This is a genomic window from Aliiroseovarius crassostreae (assembly GCF_001307765.1).
Lineage (GTDB): Bacteria > Pseudomonadota > Alphaproteobacteria > Rhodobacterales > Rhodobacteraceae > Aliiroseovarius > Aliiroseovarius crassostreae.
This window is the reverse complement of sequence record NZ_LKBA01000004.1, coordinates 670,693-686,947: the sequence shown is the minus strand read 5'-3', so window position 1 is coordinate 686,947 and position 16,255 is coordinate 670,693. Positions and strand designations below refer to the sequence as shown.

The window sequence follows — 16,255 nt, the reverse complement described above, 5'->3', positions numbered from 1 at the left end:
ATGATACGGCCTGTGCAAAAAAGAAACCCGGCCCGGACCAAGAGGTCCGAGACCGGGGAGAAGAAGGGGAAGGGTTGTGGTTTTGACGAACCACGACAAAACGCGGGGATAATGCGCTTGTCTGATAAGAAGATTGGCACGCAGGCAGCCCATTGCAAGAGACCCACGGCAAAGTTTTTGCCATTTGGGCCGGTTCTTGCCGGTTGGATTGGGCTGCGAGCGAAAACATGCCTAACTTACGCCCCCTCGAATGCTTCGGGAAACGAGGCGCGGGCGCGATCGACATCAATCACCAGCATCGCTTCGTAACTTGCGGGATCAAAGGGATCTTCCGCCGCGACCACCTCGCGTCCGAACAACCAGCTCAACCGGCCGGCATCCAGATTTCCGCGTTCAAACGGCTGGTCGCCAAAATTTTCCCACAACGCCTGCATGAAGCCCGCATCCGCACGGCGATCCGCCGGTTTGCGATCCGCATAGCGTTCGCGTGCCTTGAGCGGCGTCGCCCCGCCCTTGCTGGCGCGGCGCAGGGTGAATTGATAATCGGTGCCGGGCAGACGACCCGGAAATCCACGATGTTTCAGCATATATGGCAATGCCATCAGAAGCCCTCCCAGAAACAGGCCCCATCCTCGGGGCGGTAGGCTTCGAAATACTGTGTTGCATCGGGATCCGCCATGCCGAACTCGACCTCACGGTCCGCAAGCACGATAATGATCTGATCCGGCAGGGCGGCGGCCCCGGCCATAAGGCGGGGCAAGACATAGTCCTGACACAGCGCGGCCATGTCCTCTTCCGCCTGGGCAAAGCTCACATGGGCCATGTCCCCGGCAATGGTCGGAGCAAGAAACCGGTAACGCACCGCCACCCCTTCGGCGCTTTCCACGCCCTGGATCACATCCAGAAATTCGACAGGCTGCCCCGAGGGGACCGAGACCGGGTCACCTTCGACCCAGGGTCCGCGCTTGGTTCCAGCCCCTGCAAGCGCGGGCGCAGACAGGGCAAGGCCCAGGGAGAGCAGAGCGGCAAAAGCCCCCACCCCAACCTGGCCCCGAAGGCCCTTATATATCTGCGCCAGCGTCATTTTCATACGTCCTCGACTGCCCTTACAGCGGGATATTGTCGTGTTTTTTCCAGGGGTTCTGGAGTTTCTTTCCACGCAGGGCGGCAAAGGCACGGGCCACACGTTTGCGGGTCGATCGCGGTTGGATCACCTCGTCGATAAAGCCACGTTCCGCGGCCACAAACGGGTTGGCGAAACGGTCTTCGTAATCCGCGGTGCGCTGCGCGATTTTCTCAGCATCGCCCAGCTCGGAACGATACAGGATCTCGGTCGCACCTTTGGCCCCCATCACAGCAATCTGCGCCTTGGGCCATGCATAGTTGAAATCGCCGCGCAGGTGCTTGGACGCCATCACATCATAGGCGCCACCATAGGCCTTGCGGGTGATCACGGTCACTTTCGGAACCGTCGCCTCGCCATAGGCAAACAGCAGTTTCGCACCGTGTTTGATCACGCCGCCATATTCCTGCGAGGTCCCCGGCAGGAAGCCCGGCACGTCGACAAGCGTCAGGATCGGAATTTCGAACGCATCGCAGAAGCGCACGAAACGGGCCGCCTTGCGCGAACTGTCAATGTCGAGACAGCCAGCCAGCACCATCGGCTGGTTAGCCACAACACCCACGGTCTGACCTTCGAGGCGCACGAAACCGGTGATGATGTTCTTGGCGTAATCTTCCTGGATCTCGTAGAAATCGCCCTCATCCGCAAGCTTGGTGATCAGCTCTTTCATGTCGTAGGGCGTGTTCGGATTGTCCGGCACCAGCGTGTCCAGGCTTTCGTCGATCCGGGCAGGATCGTCAAAGAACGGGCGCACCGGCGCCTTTTCGCGGTTGTTGAGCGGTAGGAAATCGACCAGACGACGCACTTCGGTCAGCGCCTCCACGTCGTTTTCAAACGCGCCATCTGCCACGCTCGATTTCTTGGTATGGGTCGATGCCCCGCCCAGTTCCTCGGCGGTCACAACCTCATTGGTCACGGTTTTCACAACATCGGGGCCGGTGACGAACATGTAAGAGGTGTCTTTCACCATGAAGATGAAATCGGTCATGGCGGGGGAATACACCGCGCCCCCGGCGCACGGCCCCATGATCACCGAGATCTGCGGCACCACGCCCGAGGCCATGATATTGCGTTGGAACACTTCCGCATAACCGGCAAGGCTGTCGACGCCTTCCTGAATACGCGCGCCACCCGAATCATTCAGCCCGATGATGGGCGCGCCATTCTGCATGGCCATATCCTGGATCTTGCAGATCTTCTGCGCGTGGGTTTCCGACAGTGAGCCGCCAAACACGGTGAAGTCCTGCGAGAACACATAGACCTGACGACCGTTGATGGTGCCCCAGCCGGTGACAACACCGTCACCTGCGGGCTTGTCCGCTTCCATACCGAACTCGGTACAGCGGTGGGTCTTGAACATGTCGAACTCTTCGAACGAGCCCTCATCGAGCAAAAGCTCGATCCGTTCGCGGGCGGTCAGTTTGCCCCGCGCATGTTGGCTGTCGATCCGGCGTTGACCGCCCCCAAGACGGGCTTTCTCACGGCGGTTTTCCAGTTCCTCGAGGATATCTTTCATCTGGCGCACTCCTTGATTTGCAGGCAGGCTAGACCGGAAAACCGTTTCACAAAAGGAAAAACACGCGAATTTGCAAATTAATTGCAAGGAAGAATTTGCAAATTGCATATTTGCAAATTCACCCCCAAACTTTCCCCACCTGTGCCCGTCCGCACAGCCATCGCGTAGGAAAAGGGGCTGGACGTTTCAACCACCCGCTTTTAGCGATACAATATGACTTTGCCAGACAACACTATTCTTCCGCGGTCAGAATTCCTGAACCCCGCCACCCCGCCCAGCCTGTTTACGCTGACTTTTGTTGCGGCCATGGCGGCGGTGTCGATGAACGTGTTCCTGCCTTCCCTGCCGGGGATGGCCGCCTATTTCCGGGCGGACTACCACCTCGTGCAGCTTTCCGTAGCACTCTACCTGTTCGTGAATGGCACGTTGCAGATCGTGGTTGGTCCGCTGTCGGATCGCTTTGGCCGCCGGCCGGTCATTTTCTGGGGGTTTGCGGCCTATATCCTCGCCACACTGGGCTGCGTGATGTCCCCGACAATCGAGACCTTTCTTTGCTTTCGCATGATGCAGGCCACGGTTGCGGTCGGGATGGTTGTCTCTCGCGCGGCCATCCGCGACATGGTGCCAGGCGATCGGGCGGCCTCCATGATCGGATATGTGACCATGGGCATGTCCCTGGTGCCGATGCTGGCCCCGACCCTGGGCGGCTTTCTTGACCAACTTTATGGCTGGAAGGCCAGTTTCTGGCTACAAAGCCTGACGGGTCTGCTGGCGCTTTTGTTGATCTGGCGCGACATGGGGGAAACTTCCAGCCGCCAGTTTGCAGGCTTTGGCGCACAGTTTCGCGCCTATCCCGCCCTGCTTGGGTCCCCTCGGTTCTGGGGCTATTGCCTGACCGCCACATTTGCCTCGGGCGCGTTCTTTGCCTATCTCGGCGGCGCGCCCTATGTGGGCAGCGAGATTTACGGAATGGATCCCGCGCGCCTGGGCCTTTTCTTCGGCTCCCCGGCAGCGGGCTATCTGATCGGCAATTTCCTGTCGGGACGGTATTCCGTGCGTATGGGCATGACACGCATGATCCTGGGGGGATGCCTGGTCGCGGCAACGGGTATGGCAACCTCAATCGGAGTGTTTGCCCTTGGGTTTGGCAATGAATACGTGTTCTTCGGCTTTATGATCCTAGTGGGCATTGGCAACGGGATGACGCTGCCCTCGACCAGCGCGGGCATGATGGGGGTGCGCCCGCAACTGGCGGGCAGCGCGGCCGGGCTGGGCGGCACGTTGATGATGACGGGCGGCGCGGCGATCTCGGCCCTGTCCGGCCTCGTTCTTGGGGACGGCGACAACGCGATGCCCCTTTTGCTGTTGATGTTCCTGTCCTCGGCCCTTGCGGTCCTGTCGATGCTGGCGGTTTTGTCCCGTGAGAGGCATCTGGGACTGCGGTGACACCGCGAGCTGACACGTCAAAACAGTTTTGACGGCACCTCTTTGCAAATGCTACGCATAGATCCAGATGGATTTGCAAACCCCCGCAGGCCATCCGGAATTGTGAGGACAGATCATGGCCACCCAGAAACTCTATGCCGGTGTGAAACTGCGCGAAATCCGGTCACGGCTTGGGCTGACGCAGAAAGTGTTTGCCGAAAAGCTTGGGGTCAGCCTGCCTTATCTCAACCAGATGGAAAACAACAACCGTCCGGTCTCAACCGGGGTGGTTTTGGCGCTTGCACAGGAATTCGGCTTCGACGTGGCAGAGCTGTCAACGGGGGACGCTGAGCGCCTGGTCAGCGATATGCGCGAAGCCTTTGCCGACCCGGTCTTTTCCGACATGCCCCCCCTTGCGGATCTTCGGCTGGCGGCCTCAAACGCACCGGCGCTGGCCCACGCCCTTCTGGAACTGCATCGCGCCTATCGCATGGGGCATGAACGCCTTGCGGCAATGGACGAGAATATCGGCGACGCAACCGTCAGCGAATCCCGCACCGCGCAGGCCTCGCCCTGGGATGAGGTGCGCGACTTTTTTCACTATTGCGACAATTACATCGACGCCGTGGACCGGGCCGCCGAACATTTCGCCACGAATGCGATAAATCGCGGCCTCAGCAATTCGACCCTTGCTGAGAGCACCCTGACCGAACGCGGTATTACCATCCGGCACGAAGACAGCCAGATCACCCGCCATTACGACCCAGAACACAAGGTGCTGACCCTGTCCACCCGTCCGCCACGCGCAACACAGGAATTCCAGCTGCTGATGCAGGTGGCCCTGATCACGCAGGACGCCCTTTTGGAGGCCACGCTGGACTTTGCCCGGTTCCAGACCGAGGAGGCGCGCGCCGTCGCCAAGCTGGGTCTGGCCAATTACTTTGCCGGGGCGGCCCTCCTGCCCTATCGGGATTTCCTGGCCGCCGCCCACGACACCCGCCATGACCTGGAACGTCTGGCAGACCGGTTCGGGGCCTCGATCGAGCAGGTTGCGCACCGGCTTTCGACCTTGCAGCGCCCCGGATCCAAAGGTGTGCCGTTCTTTTTCGTTCGTGTCGATCAGGCTGGCACGATCACCAAGCGCCACTCGGCCACGCGGTTGCAATTTGCCCGGTTCGGCGGCGCCTGCCCGCTGTGGAACGTGCATCAGGCCTTTGAAACGCCGGGACGTTTTCTGAGGCAGCTTGCCCAGACGCCCGATGGGGTGAAATATTTCTGCCTTGCGCGCAACGTGACCAAATCCGGCGGCACGTTTTCCGCGCCGGTGCGCCGCTATGCCATCGGGCTGGGCTGTGAAGTGAAACACGCGGGGGCGTTGGTCTATACCGATGACATGGACATATCGAATGATGCGGCGTTCGAGCCGATCGGTGTCAGCTGCCGGATTTGCGAGCGCGCCCATTGCCATCAGCGTTCGGTGCCCCCATTGGAACGCAAGCTGCGCATAGATCCCTATGCGCGCGGGGTGCTGCCCTATGAGATCGACCGTTGACGATCTGCTGAGCTGATCCGCGGAGTTGCACCACGGAGACCGCCTTCCGTGAAGGCCCGCAGCCCCCGCCCCCCCCAAAAAAAGACCCCGCCAGCAAAGTGACGGGGCAAGGGGAAATTTGTGATACGGATTACGCGCTCAACAGGCGGTAGATCTCGTCCTTCAGGGCGGCGCGTTTCTTGCGCATGCCTTCTTCGGTGAATTGGTCGGTCGGCTCCACGTTGGTTTCTGCACGGTGCACCGCACGGTTCACCTCATGGTATTCATCGGTCAGCTTGGCGAAATGAGCGTCTGATTGTTTCAGACCCTGCATTTTTTCGGCGTATTCCGGAAACTCTTCGTGCAGTTCGTGGGGGGTGTTGGACATTCGCGGTTCTCCTCTCGCTTTGTTCGCCCTGAGAGTGCAACTGTCGCCGAGTCGGGGCTTTGACGCGGATCAAATATGCGAGGATTTATGTCGGATTTCAAATGTGACGGGGAGAGGGGCGCTGCCTGACGCGAGGCGCTCGCTCCCCCCCCCTGAGTATTTGCACCAAGAAGAAGGGGCGGCCCGTCAGAGCCGCCCCGATTGCCTTTACCGCTGGCTGGTTTCCCAGTTCGGATTGATCCATGGCCCTTCGTTGGCGCGCGGCAATTGGCGACCCAGAATATGGTCCGAGGCTTTCTCTCCGACCATGATCGAAGGGGCGTTGAGGTTGCCATTGGTGATCCGTGGGAAAACCGAGCTGTCCGCAAGGCGCAGCCCCTCCACACCGATCACCCGCATTTCCGGGTCAACCACGGCTGTCGGGTCATCCGCGCGGCCCATACGACAGGTGCCGCAGGGATGATAGGCGCTTTCGGCATGTTCGCGGATGAAGTCATCCAGCTCATCATCCGACTGGTAATTCACACCCGGCTGGATCTCGTGCTTCACGAAAGGTTCAAACGCGGCTTGCGAGAAGATCTCACGCGTGAGTCGCAGGCAGGTGCGGAAGTCTTCCCAGTCCTGCTCGGTGGACATGTAGTTGAAGAAAATCCGCGGCGCCTCTTTCGGATCTGCTGATTTCAGGGTGATTTCCCCGCGTGATGGCGACCGCATCGGGCCGACATGGGCCTGGAAACCATGCCCTTCGGCGGCGGCCTGACCGTCATAGCGCACGGCGATGGGCAGGAAGTGATACTGGATATCCGGATATTCCACGCCTGCGCGCGAGCGAATGAACGCCGCACTTTCAAACTGGTTCGATGCCCCCAGCCCTTTTTTGGTGAACAGCCACTGCGCGCCCAGAACCCCTTTCCAGAACAGGTTCCAGTAGCGGTAAAGCGTGATCGGTTGTTTCGAGGCATATTGCATATAGACCTCAAGGTGGTCCTGCAGGTTCTGCCCGACCCCCGCGCGATCTGCGACGACCTCGATCCCGTGCTCTTTCAGATGCGCCGCAGGGCCAATTCCCGAGAGCATCAGGAGCTTGGGCGAGTTGATCGAACTTGCGGCAATGATCACCTCGGCCTGCGCCTTGATCACGTCGATCTTGCCGCCGCGTTCAACCTCGACCCCGGTGGCGCGGCCGTTTTCGATCACCACCTTGCGGGCAAAGGCGCGCACCACCTCACAATTGCCGGTCTTTTGCGCCGGGCGCAGATAGGCGTTGGCGGCGGACCAGCGGCGGCCCTGCCAGACGGTTTGCTCCATCGGGCCAAAGCCCTCTTGCTGCTGGCCGTTATAATCCCCGGTGACCGGGTATCCTGCCTGCTTCCCCGCCTCGACAAAGGCGTGAAACAGCGGGTTGCGGCGCGGGCCACGGGTGACATGCAGCGGGCCATTCCTGCCGCGCCAATCCTGATCCCCGCCATGGCCGCCGGAATGCCATGTTTCCTGGCGTTTGAAATAGGGAAGCACGTCGGCGTAGGACCAGCCATCCGCCCCCTGTTCAGCCCAGTGATCAAAATCCCGCGCGTGGCCACGCACATAGACCATCCCGTTGATTGAGCTGGAGCCACCGATCACCTTGCCGCGCGGGGTGACAAGCCTGCGCCCGCCCAGATGCGGTTCGGGTTCGGTCTGAAATCCCCAGTCATAGGCTTTCATGTTCATCGGATAAGACAGGGCGGCAGGCATCTGGATGAACGGGCCAGCATCCGTCCCCCCATGTTCAATCACAAGGACCTTCTTGCCGGCCTCGGACAAGCGATAAGCCATGGCACAGCCTGCGCTCCCCGCCCCGACGATCACGTATTCTGCTTGCATATTCAGGTCCTCAGAACGGCGCTTCGATCTGGCTCATCCGCACATAGACGGTTTTGAGCTCGGAATAGTGGTTGATCGCGGCCTTGGAGTTTTCACGCCCCACGCCGGACATTTTTGACCCGCCAAACGGCGCCTCGACCGGCGCGTCGTTGTAGGAGTTGATGAAGCAGGTGCCAGCTTCGAACCCGGCCACCACGCGATGCGCACGGGTGATGTCCTGGGTAAAGACACCAGCTGCAAGGCCGAACTCGGTGTCATTGGCGCGCGCCATGACCTCTTCTTCGGTTTCGAAATCGAGAACGGCCATGACCGGGCCAAAGATCTCTTCGCGGGCGATGGTCATATTGTCGGTCACATCTGCAAAGACCGTGGGCTGCAGGAAGAACCCGTCCCCCTCGATGCGGTCGCCGCCATAAGTCAGCCGAGCCCCCTCTTCCTTGCCCTTGGCGATATAGTTCATCACGATGTTCAGCTGCCCCTCGCTGACCATCGGCCCGAACGACGTGTCCGGGTCGAGCGGATCGCCGATCACTGCGTTTTCCAGACGTTCCGACAGGCGCTTGAGGAAGGCCTCTTTGATGCCCTTCTGCACAAAGACACGGGTGCCGTTCGAGCAGACCTGACCAGTCGAGTAGAAGTTGCCCAGAATGGCGCCCGACACGGCGTCATCCACATTGGCGTCATCAAAGATGATCATTGGCGACTTGCCACCCAGCTCCATGGTGACATGTTTCATGCCCTCGGCGGCGGCGGCATAAACCTTGCGCCCGGTTGGCACCGATCCGGTCAGAGAGACCTTGTCGACCTCGGCATGGGTCACGAGGGCCGCCCCGACATCGCCATAGCCCTGTACCACGTTATAGACACCGGCGGGCGCGCCGGCCTCGACCAGGATCTCGGCCACTTTCAACGCGCAAAGCGGGGTGGTTTCTGATGGTTTGAACACCATTGTATTGCCACAGGCCAGCGCGGGGGCGCCTTTCCAGCAAGCGATCTGGGTTGGATAGTTCCACGCGCCGATGCCGACACAGACGCCCAGCGCCTCACGGCGGGTATAGACAAAATCCCCGCCCGGAAGCTGGATATGTTCGCCAGTCAGGGATCCGGCCAGACCGCCGAAATATTCCAGTGCATCGGCCCCGGACGTGGCATCGACAACGGATGTTTCCTGATAGGGTTTGCCGGTGTCATAGGTTTCGAGGATCGACAATTCGTGGTTGCGATCCCGGATAATGTCAGCGGCCCGACGCAGGATGCGGCCCCGCTCGGTGCCGGACATCGCTTCCCATTCCTTTTGCGCAGCACGGGCGGCGGCGAGTGCGCGCTCCACGATTTCATGGGTGGCGGAATGCACCCGCGCCACCACTTCGCCGGTGGCCGGATAGATCACGTCGATCGGCGCACCATTGGTGTCCTCGACATATTCTCCTCCAATGAAGTGGCTGGCTTTCGGTTGGGTTACGATTTTCATTTTGTGCCTCCGGCGGGGTATTGGGATCAGAAGAAAGGGCGTGCGCGGATCATTCGCCGCGCGGGAACCGTTTGCTTTCTTCCAGATTGTCGAGATTCATGTGGTTGCGCATGTAGCGTTCGGATGCTTTTTGCAGCGGCTGGTAATCCCAGGGAAAATAGGCCCCATTGCGAAGCGCCTCATAGACCACCCAGCGGCGGGCCTGGCTTTCACGCACTTCATTATCATAGGCGGCCAGATCCCAACGCGCATCGGCCTTGGCCCGGAACCCGGCCAGCACCTCGGCATGGGCGGGATCTTCGGCCAGATTGGTCAGCTCATGCGGGTCATCGGACAGGTTGAAGAGCTGATCCGGGTCCAGCGCGCAGCGGTTATATTTCCAGTCCCCCTCGCGGATCGACACCAGCGGCGCGTAGGAGGCTTCTGCGGCGTATTCCATCGCCACCGGGCTGGTGCGGACCTGGCCACCTGCCAGCGGCAACAGGCTTTCGCCATCCACCCAGGGCATCACCTCATCCAGCGACACCCCGGCCAGATCGGCCAGCGTGGGGGTGACGTCAAGCGTGGACACGGGGGTTTCGATCAATCCCGGCTCCAACCCCGGCGCCGAAATCATCAGCGGCACGCGGGCTGACCCTTCATAGAAGTTCATCTTGAACCACAGCCCCCGCTCCCCCAGCATGTCGCCGTGATCGGAGACAAAGACGATGATTGCCTCCTGACGGGTTGCTTCAAGAATATCCATCATCTCGCCCAGCTTGTCGTCCAGATACGAGATATTGGCGAAATAGGCGCGGCGCGAGCGGCGGATATTTTCTTCGGTGATGTCGAAATTGCGCCAGTCATTGGCGTCGAAAATCCGCTTTGCGTGCGGGTCGTGATCTTCGTAATCCCAGGCGGGCACCTCGGGCAGAAGATGGGCGCAATCCTCGTAAAGATCCCAGTATTTGCGGCGGGCCACATAGGGGTCATGCGGATGAGTGAAGCTGACGGTCAGGCACCAGGGGCGATCATCATTGCCACGCGCGAGGTCATAAAGCTTGGCGCAGGCATTGTAGGCAACCTCGTCATCATATTCCATCTGGTTGGAAATCTCGGCCACCCCTGCCCCGGTGACAGAGCCCATATTATGATACCACCAGTCGATCCGCTCGCCGGGTTTGCGATAATCCGGCGTCCAGCCGAAATCGGCAGGATAGATGTCGGTGGTCAGGCGCTCTTCAAACCCATGCATCTGGTCGGGACCGACAAAATGCATCTTGCCGGACAGCGCGGTGTAATAGCCCGCGCGGCGCAGGTGATGGGCATAGGTCGGAATGTCCGAACGGAACTCGGCCGCGTTGTCATAAACCCCGGTGCGACGGGGAAGCTGACCGGACATAAAGCTCGCCCGACCCGGTGCACAAAGCGGCGAGGCGGTATAGCTGTTTTGAAAGCGCACCGACCTTGCTGCCAGCTTTTTCAGGTTCGGCGCATGCAGCCAGTCAGCAGGGCCATCGGGGAAAAGCGTGCCATTACACTGGTCCACCATGACAATAAGGATATTGGGTTTAGTCATCTGAGCATCTCCCTGTTCGGCGGTCTTTTCAGCAGATCACTACCCGCGCGCCTTCAACATCACATCAATGAATTCCAGCACCTGGGCAGTGGCGCGTTTGCCACTGGGGGTTTCTTCGCGCAGGGCATGACGAATGAACTGCCCGTCGATCTGGGCGGCAATCATGTCGGCAAGGTCATGAACGTCCTGTGCGTCCCCCTTCACCAGCGGACGCAACCCATAGACAAGATTGGAATGCAGCCGGTGCTGGTAAACGGCCAGAAGGCGGCGCGCCCCATCAGAGGATTGGCTGAGCACATAGAAGTTGAGCCAGGCCGCGATCACTTCGGGGCGGAAGTTGCCCGCTTCGAAGTTGGCGCGGACAATCGCCTCGACCCGCGCGCGCGGGGTATCCGCCCCCAACAGAGCCGCCCGCACCTGCGCACCGTAAACGGACAGGATGTGCCGCATGGCGGCGAGGAAAATCTGGTCTTTTCCACCGAAATAGTGATGCGCAAGCGCTGAGGACATACCAGCCCGCTTGGCGATCTGACTGACTGTCACATCCAGCGACCCCTTCCGCCCGATCTCACTAATCGTAGCGTTTACAAGGGCTTTGCGGCGAATTGACTCCATTCCCACCTTGGGCATCTGACCATCCTGTTTCGATTTCTTTTAACAGGCTTGCGGCTTTTTAATTGACTCGTCAATCAATAAAAACAAAAAACATGTTCAATGAATGTCGGTTTGACACCAGCACGGGCTGGGATAGTGTCGCAAACATATGAGAAGGCGGCGTTTTCCCTTTTTCTTCGCTGTAAGTTCAAACCGCACCAACCAACGGGAGCAAACCATGAAATTGAAATCCACCCTATCCGCCCTGGCCCTGATGACCACCGCAACCACCGCCATGGCGGATGGTCATTGTGGCAAGGTCACCTTCTCTGACGTGGGTTGGACCGACATCACCGCCACCACCGCAGCCACCACGGTTGTGCTGGAGGCTCTGGGCTATGAAACCGACATCAAGGTTCTGTCCGTGCCGGTGACCTACACCTCGCTTGCCAAAGGGGACATTGACGTCTTCCTCGGCAACTGGATGCCGACCATGGAAGCCGACATCGCCCCCTACCGCGAAGCGGGCACCGTCGACACCGTGCGCACCAATCTGGAAGGTGCGAAATACACGCTGGCCGTCAACAAAGTCGCCGCTGATCTGGGCATCAAGGATTTTGCCGATATCGCCAAGCACACGGATGCCCTGGAAGGCAAGATTTACGGCATCGAGCCGGGCAATGACGGCAACCGCCTGATCCAGTCGATGATTGATGGCGATGCCTTTGGTCTGAAGGGGTTTGAAGTGGCCGAAAGCTCGGAACAGGGCATGCTGGCGCAGGTGGCCCGCGCGGACAAGAAAGACGAGCCGATTGTCTTCCTTGGCTGGGAACCCCACCCGATGAACGCCAATTTCGAGATGTCCTACCTGACCGGTGGCGATGACTTCTTTGGTCCCAATCTGGGCGGTGCCGTGGTCGATACCAACACCCGTGCAGGGTACGTGACCGAATGCGCCAACACCGGTAAGCTTCTGCAAAACCTGTCCTTCTCGCTGGCGATGGAAAATGAGATCATGGGCGCCATCTTGAATGACGGCCAGGATCCTGCAGAGGCCGCGAAAGCCTGGCTGGCCGCCAACCCGGATGCCTTCATGGCATGGCTCGACGGTGTGACCACCAAAGATGGCGGCGATGCAGTGGCCGCTGTGAAAGCCTCGCTGGGCATGTAATTTCACCCAGCTTTCAGAGGGGGGGCGGACATCGGTTCGCCCGCCTTTTACCTTCTCCCAAGCCTACGAGTTCCAAATGAAGCGGACAATTCTATCAGTCCTATCAGTATTTGCCCTCATCGCATTTTCAGGGGGCGCTGCAGCGGACTGCCCGTCAAAGCGCGATTTGAAATCAGGCATCCGGCTTGAGCGCTCGTCACCACTTCTCATCTCGGCCTTTACGCAAGCGAGGAACAGCCCCGCATTTACCGAAAAACGAACCCAATCGATAAATGGCAGAACCGAAAACAAAACCACCACCTATTTGAACGCCCTTATGCCTACAGTGTTGAAAAATGACCGTGGAACTTTTGAGTTTGCCTATGGTCAAGATCTGTCTTCCAAGATCAAGGCGCTTCGCAGGGGGCCGCTTACCACGGCTCTCACGCTTTTGGTGAACGGTAAGCAGACAAACACTGGACGGTTTACCCTGACCTTCATCCAAGAAAGCAGCGTGAAGATTGGTCAATGCCGTTATAAAACCTGGGTGGTCAAAGCAGAACATTTCCTGAATGGCCGTGGCACCAACCCGTTCGTTCAACATTATTCCCCCGAGCTGGGCATTTCGCTTGGCGCAATCAAACTTGATGCCGACGGCACGCCACTTACGTCAGTGGAGTTCGACCGCATCAGCACAGTGAAATAGCAACAGGGACCAATATGAACTGGCTCACCGACACAAAGCTTCCCATCGGGAAAACAATTGCCGACGCCTTTGACTGGCTGACCGACGCTTTCGGCCCGCTGTTTGATACTGTCGATGACGTGCTGAGCGAAGGGATCGACGGTTTCCTTTGGCTGCTGCAGGCCCCGCCTGCCCTGCTGATCATCGCCCTGTTCGGAGCCCTGACCTGGTATCTGCAACGCAGCTGGGGCCGTGTCACCGTGGTGGTGCTCTGCTTCTTCTACGTGCTCAATCAGGGCTATTGGGAAGAGACCACGGAAAGCCTGACACTGATCGTCTTTGCGGTGATCTTCTGCATGGGGGTTGGGGTGCCGATTGGCATCTATGCCGCGCACCGGCCACGGTTCTTCAAGGCGATCCTGCCGATCCTCGACATGATGCAAACGATCCCCACCTTCGTTTACCTGATCCCGATGATCGTGCTGTTTGGCATCGGCATGGTGCCGGGCCTTGTCGCAACCTTCATCTTCGTGATCCCCGCCCCCATTCGCCTGACCCAACTGGGGGTCAGCCAGGTGCCCACGGCCCTGACCGAGGCGGGCGCGGCCTTTGGCGCCACCCGGATGCAGACCCTGTGGAAGATCGAGCTGCCCTCGGCCTTTCCGCAGATCATGGCCGGCCTCAACCAGACCATCATGCTGTCGCTGTCGATGGTGGTGATTGCAGCCCTTGTGGGGGCGGATGGTCTTGGTGTTCCGGTGGTGCGGGCGCTCAATACCGTGAATGCCTCTCTGGGGTTCGAAAGCGGGCTGGTGATCGTTGCGGTTGCCATCGCCCTTGACCGTATGCTGCGTGTGGAGAGCTGATCATGACCGCTGTTGAATTTGATAATGTCTCGATCGTCTTTGGCGACAAACCCCGATCCGCCCTGCCCGCAATGGATGCGGGCAAGGATCGGGGGCAGGTGAAGGCGGAAACCAGCCAGGTGCTGGGGGTGCATAACTGCTCTCTCTCTGTTGCCGAAGGGGAAATCCTGGTGTTGATGGGCCTGTCAGGGTCCGGCAAATCCACCCTGCTGCGCGGCGTGAATGCCCTCAACCCGGTGGTGCGAGGCTGTGTGCGGGTGAATGACGGCAACGGGTTGGTTGATGTGACCAATGCAGACGCCGCCACTCTGCGCAGGATCCGCCAGAACAACGTCGCCATGGTATTCCAGCAGTTTGGCCTGCTGCCCTGGCGCACGGTGCGCGAAAATGTCGGCCTTGGGCTGGAACTGGCCGGCGTCCCCCTGGCCACTCGCAACGCCAAGGTGGATGAGCAGCTTGACCTTGTGAACCTGACCGAATGGGCCGAACGCAAGGTGGGTGAACTGTCAGGTGGTATGCAGCAACGCGTGGGCCTTGCCCGTGCCTTTGCCACCGACGCCCCGATCCTTTTGATGGACGAACCCTTCTCGGCCCTTGACCCACTGATCCGGGCGCGGCTTCAAGACGAGCTGATCGAGCTGCAACACAAGCTCAAACGCACCATCATCTTCGTGTCCCACGATCTGGACGAGGCGTTCAAACTGGGCGACCGGATCGCCATCATGGAGGGCGGGCGCATCGTGCAATGCGGCACCCCGCGCGAGATTTTCACCAATCCGGTGGATGAATATGTGGCGGATTTCGTCGCCCATATGAACCCGCTGGGCGTTCTGACCGCCCGCGACGTGATGGACCCTCCTGGCCCCGAAATCCTGCCAATGCAGGTGGGCAAATTCACCCCCGTGCGCGAAATCCTTGACATGATGACCGACACGGAAAACCGCGTCTCGGTCGTGCATGAAGGCGCGTTGATCGGTGAGGTGGTGCGCGCCCAGGCGATCGAGGGGCTTTTGGACCCGCGCAGCATCAGCTCCGCCCCCTGAGACACGCCCCAGACAAGATACCAGCCGGGACAAGATACCAGCCGGGACAAGAGCGCCCCTTTTCTCCCGGCTGGTCGGGCCTCCGAATTATGAGTTTTCTGCCCACCGGACTTGCTGTTATGGTGCAGATATCTTTCGGAGGCCCCTTATGTTACGACCCTTTTGCATCAGTCTCACCCTGTTGGCGCTGACCGCCTGCGCCACGCCGCAACAACGCTGTATTTCAGATGCATCCGCGACCATGCGCAAAGCCGAGCGCAATGCGACACGCATTGAAGGTAATATCGCCCGAGGCTATGCCATCCACCGCCAGACCATCCGCGTTCCCACGGCGGAAATCTGCACCAACCCGGACGGGTCAACCTATACCTGCATGGATTACGATCACCAGGTGATCGAAACACCTGTCGCCATCGATATTGCACAAGAGCGGCGCAAGCTGGCCGAACTGCAAAAGATTATCGCCCAAGAACGACCCAAGGTGGTGAGCGCCACACAAAGCTGCATCGCCCAGTTCCCTGAATAAAGGTCGACGCTGTGTCGCTTCCCCCTGCTGCCCTGAAAACCGCCTTGGTGCTGGGGGCCAAGCTTACCCCAGACGGGCGCGCCACCGGCGCTCTGCGCAGGCGCGCGGGCCATGCAGCCCAACTGTGGCATCGCGGAGAGATCGACCTGATTGTGGTTTCTGGTGGTGTGCCGCAATCCGGGATCACCGAAGCCTCCGCAATGGCTGAACTGCTGCGCGAGACCGGCGTTGCAGGGGAGAGGATCATTCTGGAAGGTCAGGCCCGCAACACCTGGGAGAATATCGCCCTCTCCCGCCCTCTCATCCCGGTGGGGGCAGAGATCACCTTGATCACAGACAGCTATCATGCGCCGCGGGCCAGACTGATGGCACGACGTCAGGGGGTGAGGGTCCGGGTGGATTGCCCGTCAGATCGCCACACGCCCCTCCCCCTCAGACTGCAAAGCCGCCTGCGCGAGGCGGCGGCAATGCTGTATTATCTTTTCCTCGGCCCACGCCTCTGAACGGCAAAGGCAG

At 59.8% G+C, this 16,255-nt stretch carries 16 protein-coding genes; 8 read left to right on the top strand and 8 right to left on the bottom strand.

The window, feature by feature from the left end:
* Window positions 1-236: 236 nt before the first annotated feature.
* From AKJ29_RS05570 to AKJ29_RS05560, 3 genes are read right to left on the bottom strand one after another with little or no spacing between them, the layout of a single operon-like run.
* Window positions 237-587 (bottom strand): hypothetical protein, encoded by a 351-nt coding sequence (locus tag AKJ29_RS05570; RefSeq protein WP_055189066.1) that lies wholly within the window; start codon window positions 585-587, stop codon window positions 237-239.
* Between the two features lie 14 nt (window positions 588-601).
* The gene (locus AKJ29_RS05565) at window positions 602-1,084 is read right to left on the bottom strand and encodes a DUF6497 family protein (RefSeq protein WP_235477285.1); all 483 of its coding nucleotides are present in this window, start codon (window positions 1,082-1,084) and stop codon (window positions 602-604) included.
* A 22-nt stretch (window positions 1,085-1,106) separates the two neighbouring features.
* Window positions 1,107-2,639, bottom strand: a complete 1,533-nt coding sequence (locus AKJ29_RS05560) for an acyl-CoA carboxylase subunit beta (RefSeq protein ID WP_055188681.1) — start codon at window positions 2,637-2,639, stop codon at window positions 1,107-1,109.
* A 213-nt stretch (window positions 2,640-2,852) separates the two neighbouring features.
* Between AKJ29_RS05560 and AKJ29_RS05555 the strand changes: the two genes are divergently transcribed.
* Both AKJ29_RS05555 and AKJ29_RS05550 read left to right on the top strand, forming a co-directional pair.
* Window positions 2,853-4,085: a multidrug effflux MFS transporter gene (locus AKJ29_RS05555; RefSeq protein WP_055188679.1), complete on the top strand. Its 1,233-nt coding sequence runs from the start codon at window positions 2,853-2,855 to the stop codon at window positions 4,083-4,085.
* Between the two features lie 115 nt (window positions 4,086-4,200).
* Window positions 4,201-5,616 (top strand): helix-turn-helix domain-containing protein, encoded by a 1,416-nt coding sequence (locus tag AKJ29_RS05550; protein ID WP_055188677.1) that lies wholly within the window; start codon window positions 4,201-4,203, stop codon window positions 5,614-5,616.
* A gap of 130 nt (window positions 5,617-5,746) precedes the next feature.
* Here AKJ29_RS05550 and AKJ29_RS05545 read toward each other — a convergent pair whose 3' ends face one another.
* The 5 genes from AKJ29_RS05545 to betI form a co-directional block, all read right to left on the bottom strand.
* Complete coding sequence (locus tag AKJ29_RS05545) at window positions 5,747-5,983, bottom strand: YdcH family protein (protein WP_055188675.1); 237 nt, start codon at window positions 5,981-5,983, stop codon at window positions 5,747-5,749.
* 207 nt (window positions 5,984-6,190) lie between these two features.
* Window positions 6,191-7,846, bottom strand: coding sequence for a choline dehydrogenase (betA, locus tag AKJ29_RS05540; RefSeq protein ID WP_055188673.1), 1,656 nt, complete (start codon window positions 7,844-7,846; stop codon window positions 6,191-6,193).
* A gap of 10 nt (window positions 7,847-7,856) precedes the next feature.
* Complete coding sequence (gene betB, locus AKJ29_RS05535) at window positions 7,857-9,317, bottom strand: betaine-aldehyde dehydrogenase (RefSeq protein ID WP_055188671.1); 1,461 nt, start codon at window positions 9,315-9,317, stop codon at window positions 7,857-7,859.
* Window positions 9,318-9,366: 49 nt separating this feature from the next.
* Entirely contained in the window at window positions 9,367-10,875 is a 1,509-nt protein-coding gene (betC, locus tag AKJ29_RS05530; protein WP_055188670.1) for a choline-sulfatase, read from the bottom strand.
* A gap of 39 nt (window positions 10,876-10,914) precedes the next feature.
* Window positions 10,915-11,505: a choline-binding transcriptional repressor BetI gene (gene betI, locus AKJ29_RS05525; RefSeq protein ID WP_055188668.1), complete on the bottom strand. Its 591-nt coding sequence runs from the start codon at window positions 11,503-11,505 to the stop codon at window positions 10,915-10,917.
* Window positions 11,506-11,707: 202 nt separating this feature from the next.
* Between betI and choX the strand changes: the two genes are divergently transcribed.
* The 6 genes from choX to AKJ29_RS05495 all read left to right on the top strand — a co-directional run bounded on the left by choX (window position 11,708) and on the right by AKJ29_RS05495 (window position 16,242).
* Window positions 11,708-12,640: a choline ABC transporter substrate-binding protein gene (gene choX, locus AKJ29_RS05520; protein WP_055188667.1), complete on the top strand. Its 933-nt coding sequence runs from the start codon at window positions 11,708-11,710 to the stop codon at window positions 12,638-12,640.
* 76 nt (window positions 12,641-12,716) lie between these two features.
* Window positions 12,717-13,325, top strand: a complete 609-nt coding sequence (locus tag AKJ29_RS05515) for a hypothetical protein (RefSeq protein ID WP_139231303.1) — start codon at window positions 12,717-12,719, stop codon at window positions 13,323-13,325.
* 14 nt (window positions 13,326-13,339) lie between these two features.
* Complete coding sequence (gene choW, locus AKJ29_RS05510) at window positions 13,340-14,170, top strand: choline ABC transporter permease subunit (RefSeq protein WP_055188662.1); 831 nt, start codon at window positions 13,340-13,342, stop codon at window positions 14,168-14,170.
* Between the two features lie 2 nt (window positions 14,171-14,172).
* The gene (gene choV / locus AKJ29_RS05505; RefSeq protein ID WP_055188660.1) at window positions 14,173-15,213 is read left to right on the top strand and encodes a choline ABC transporter ATP-binding protein; all 1,041 of its coding nucleotides are present in this window, start codon (window positions 14,173-14,175) and stop codon (window positions 15,211-15,213) included.
* A 148-nt stretch (window positions 15,214-15,361) separates the two neighbouring features.
* Window positions 15,362-15,739, top strand: a complete 378-nt coding sequence (locus tag AKJ29_RS05500) for a hypothetical protein (RefSeq protein WP_055188658.1) — start codon at window positions 15,362-15,364, stop codon at window positions 15,737-15,739.
* A gap of 11 nt (window positions 15,740-15,750) precedes the next feature.
* Window positions 15,751-16,242: a YdcF family protein gene (locus AKJ29_RS05495; RefSeq protein WP_161805375.1), complete on the top strand. Its 492-nt coding sequence runs from the start codon at window positions 15,751-15,753 to the stop codon at window positions 16,240-16,242.
* Window positions 16,243-16,255: the final 13 nt, after the last annotated feature.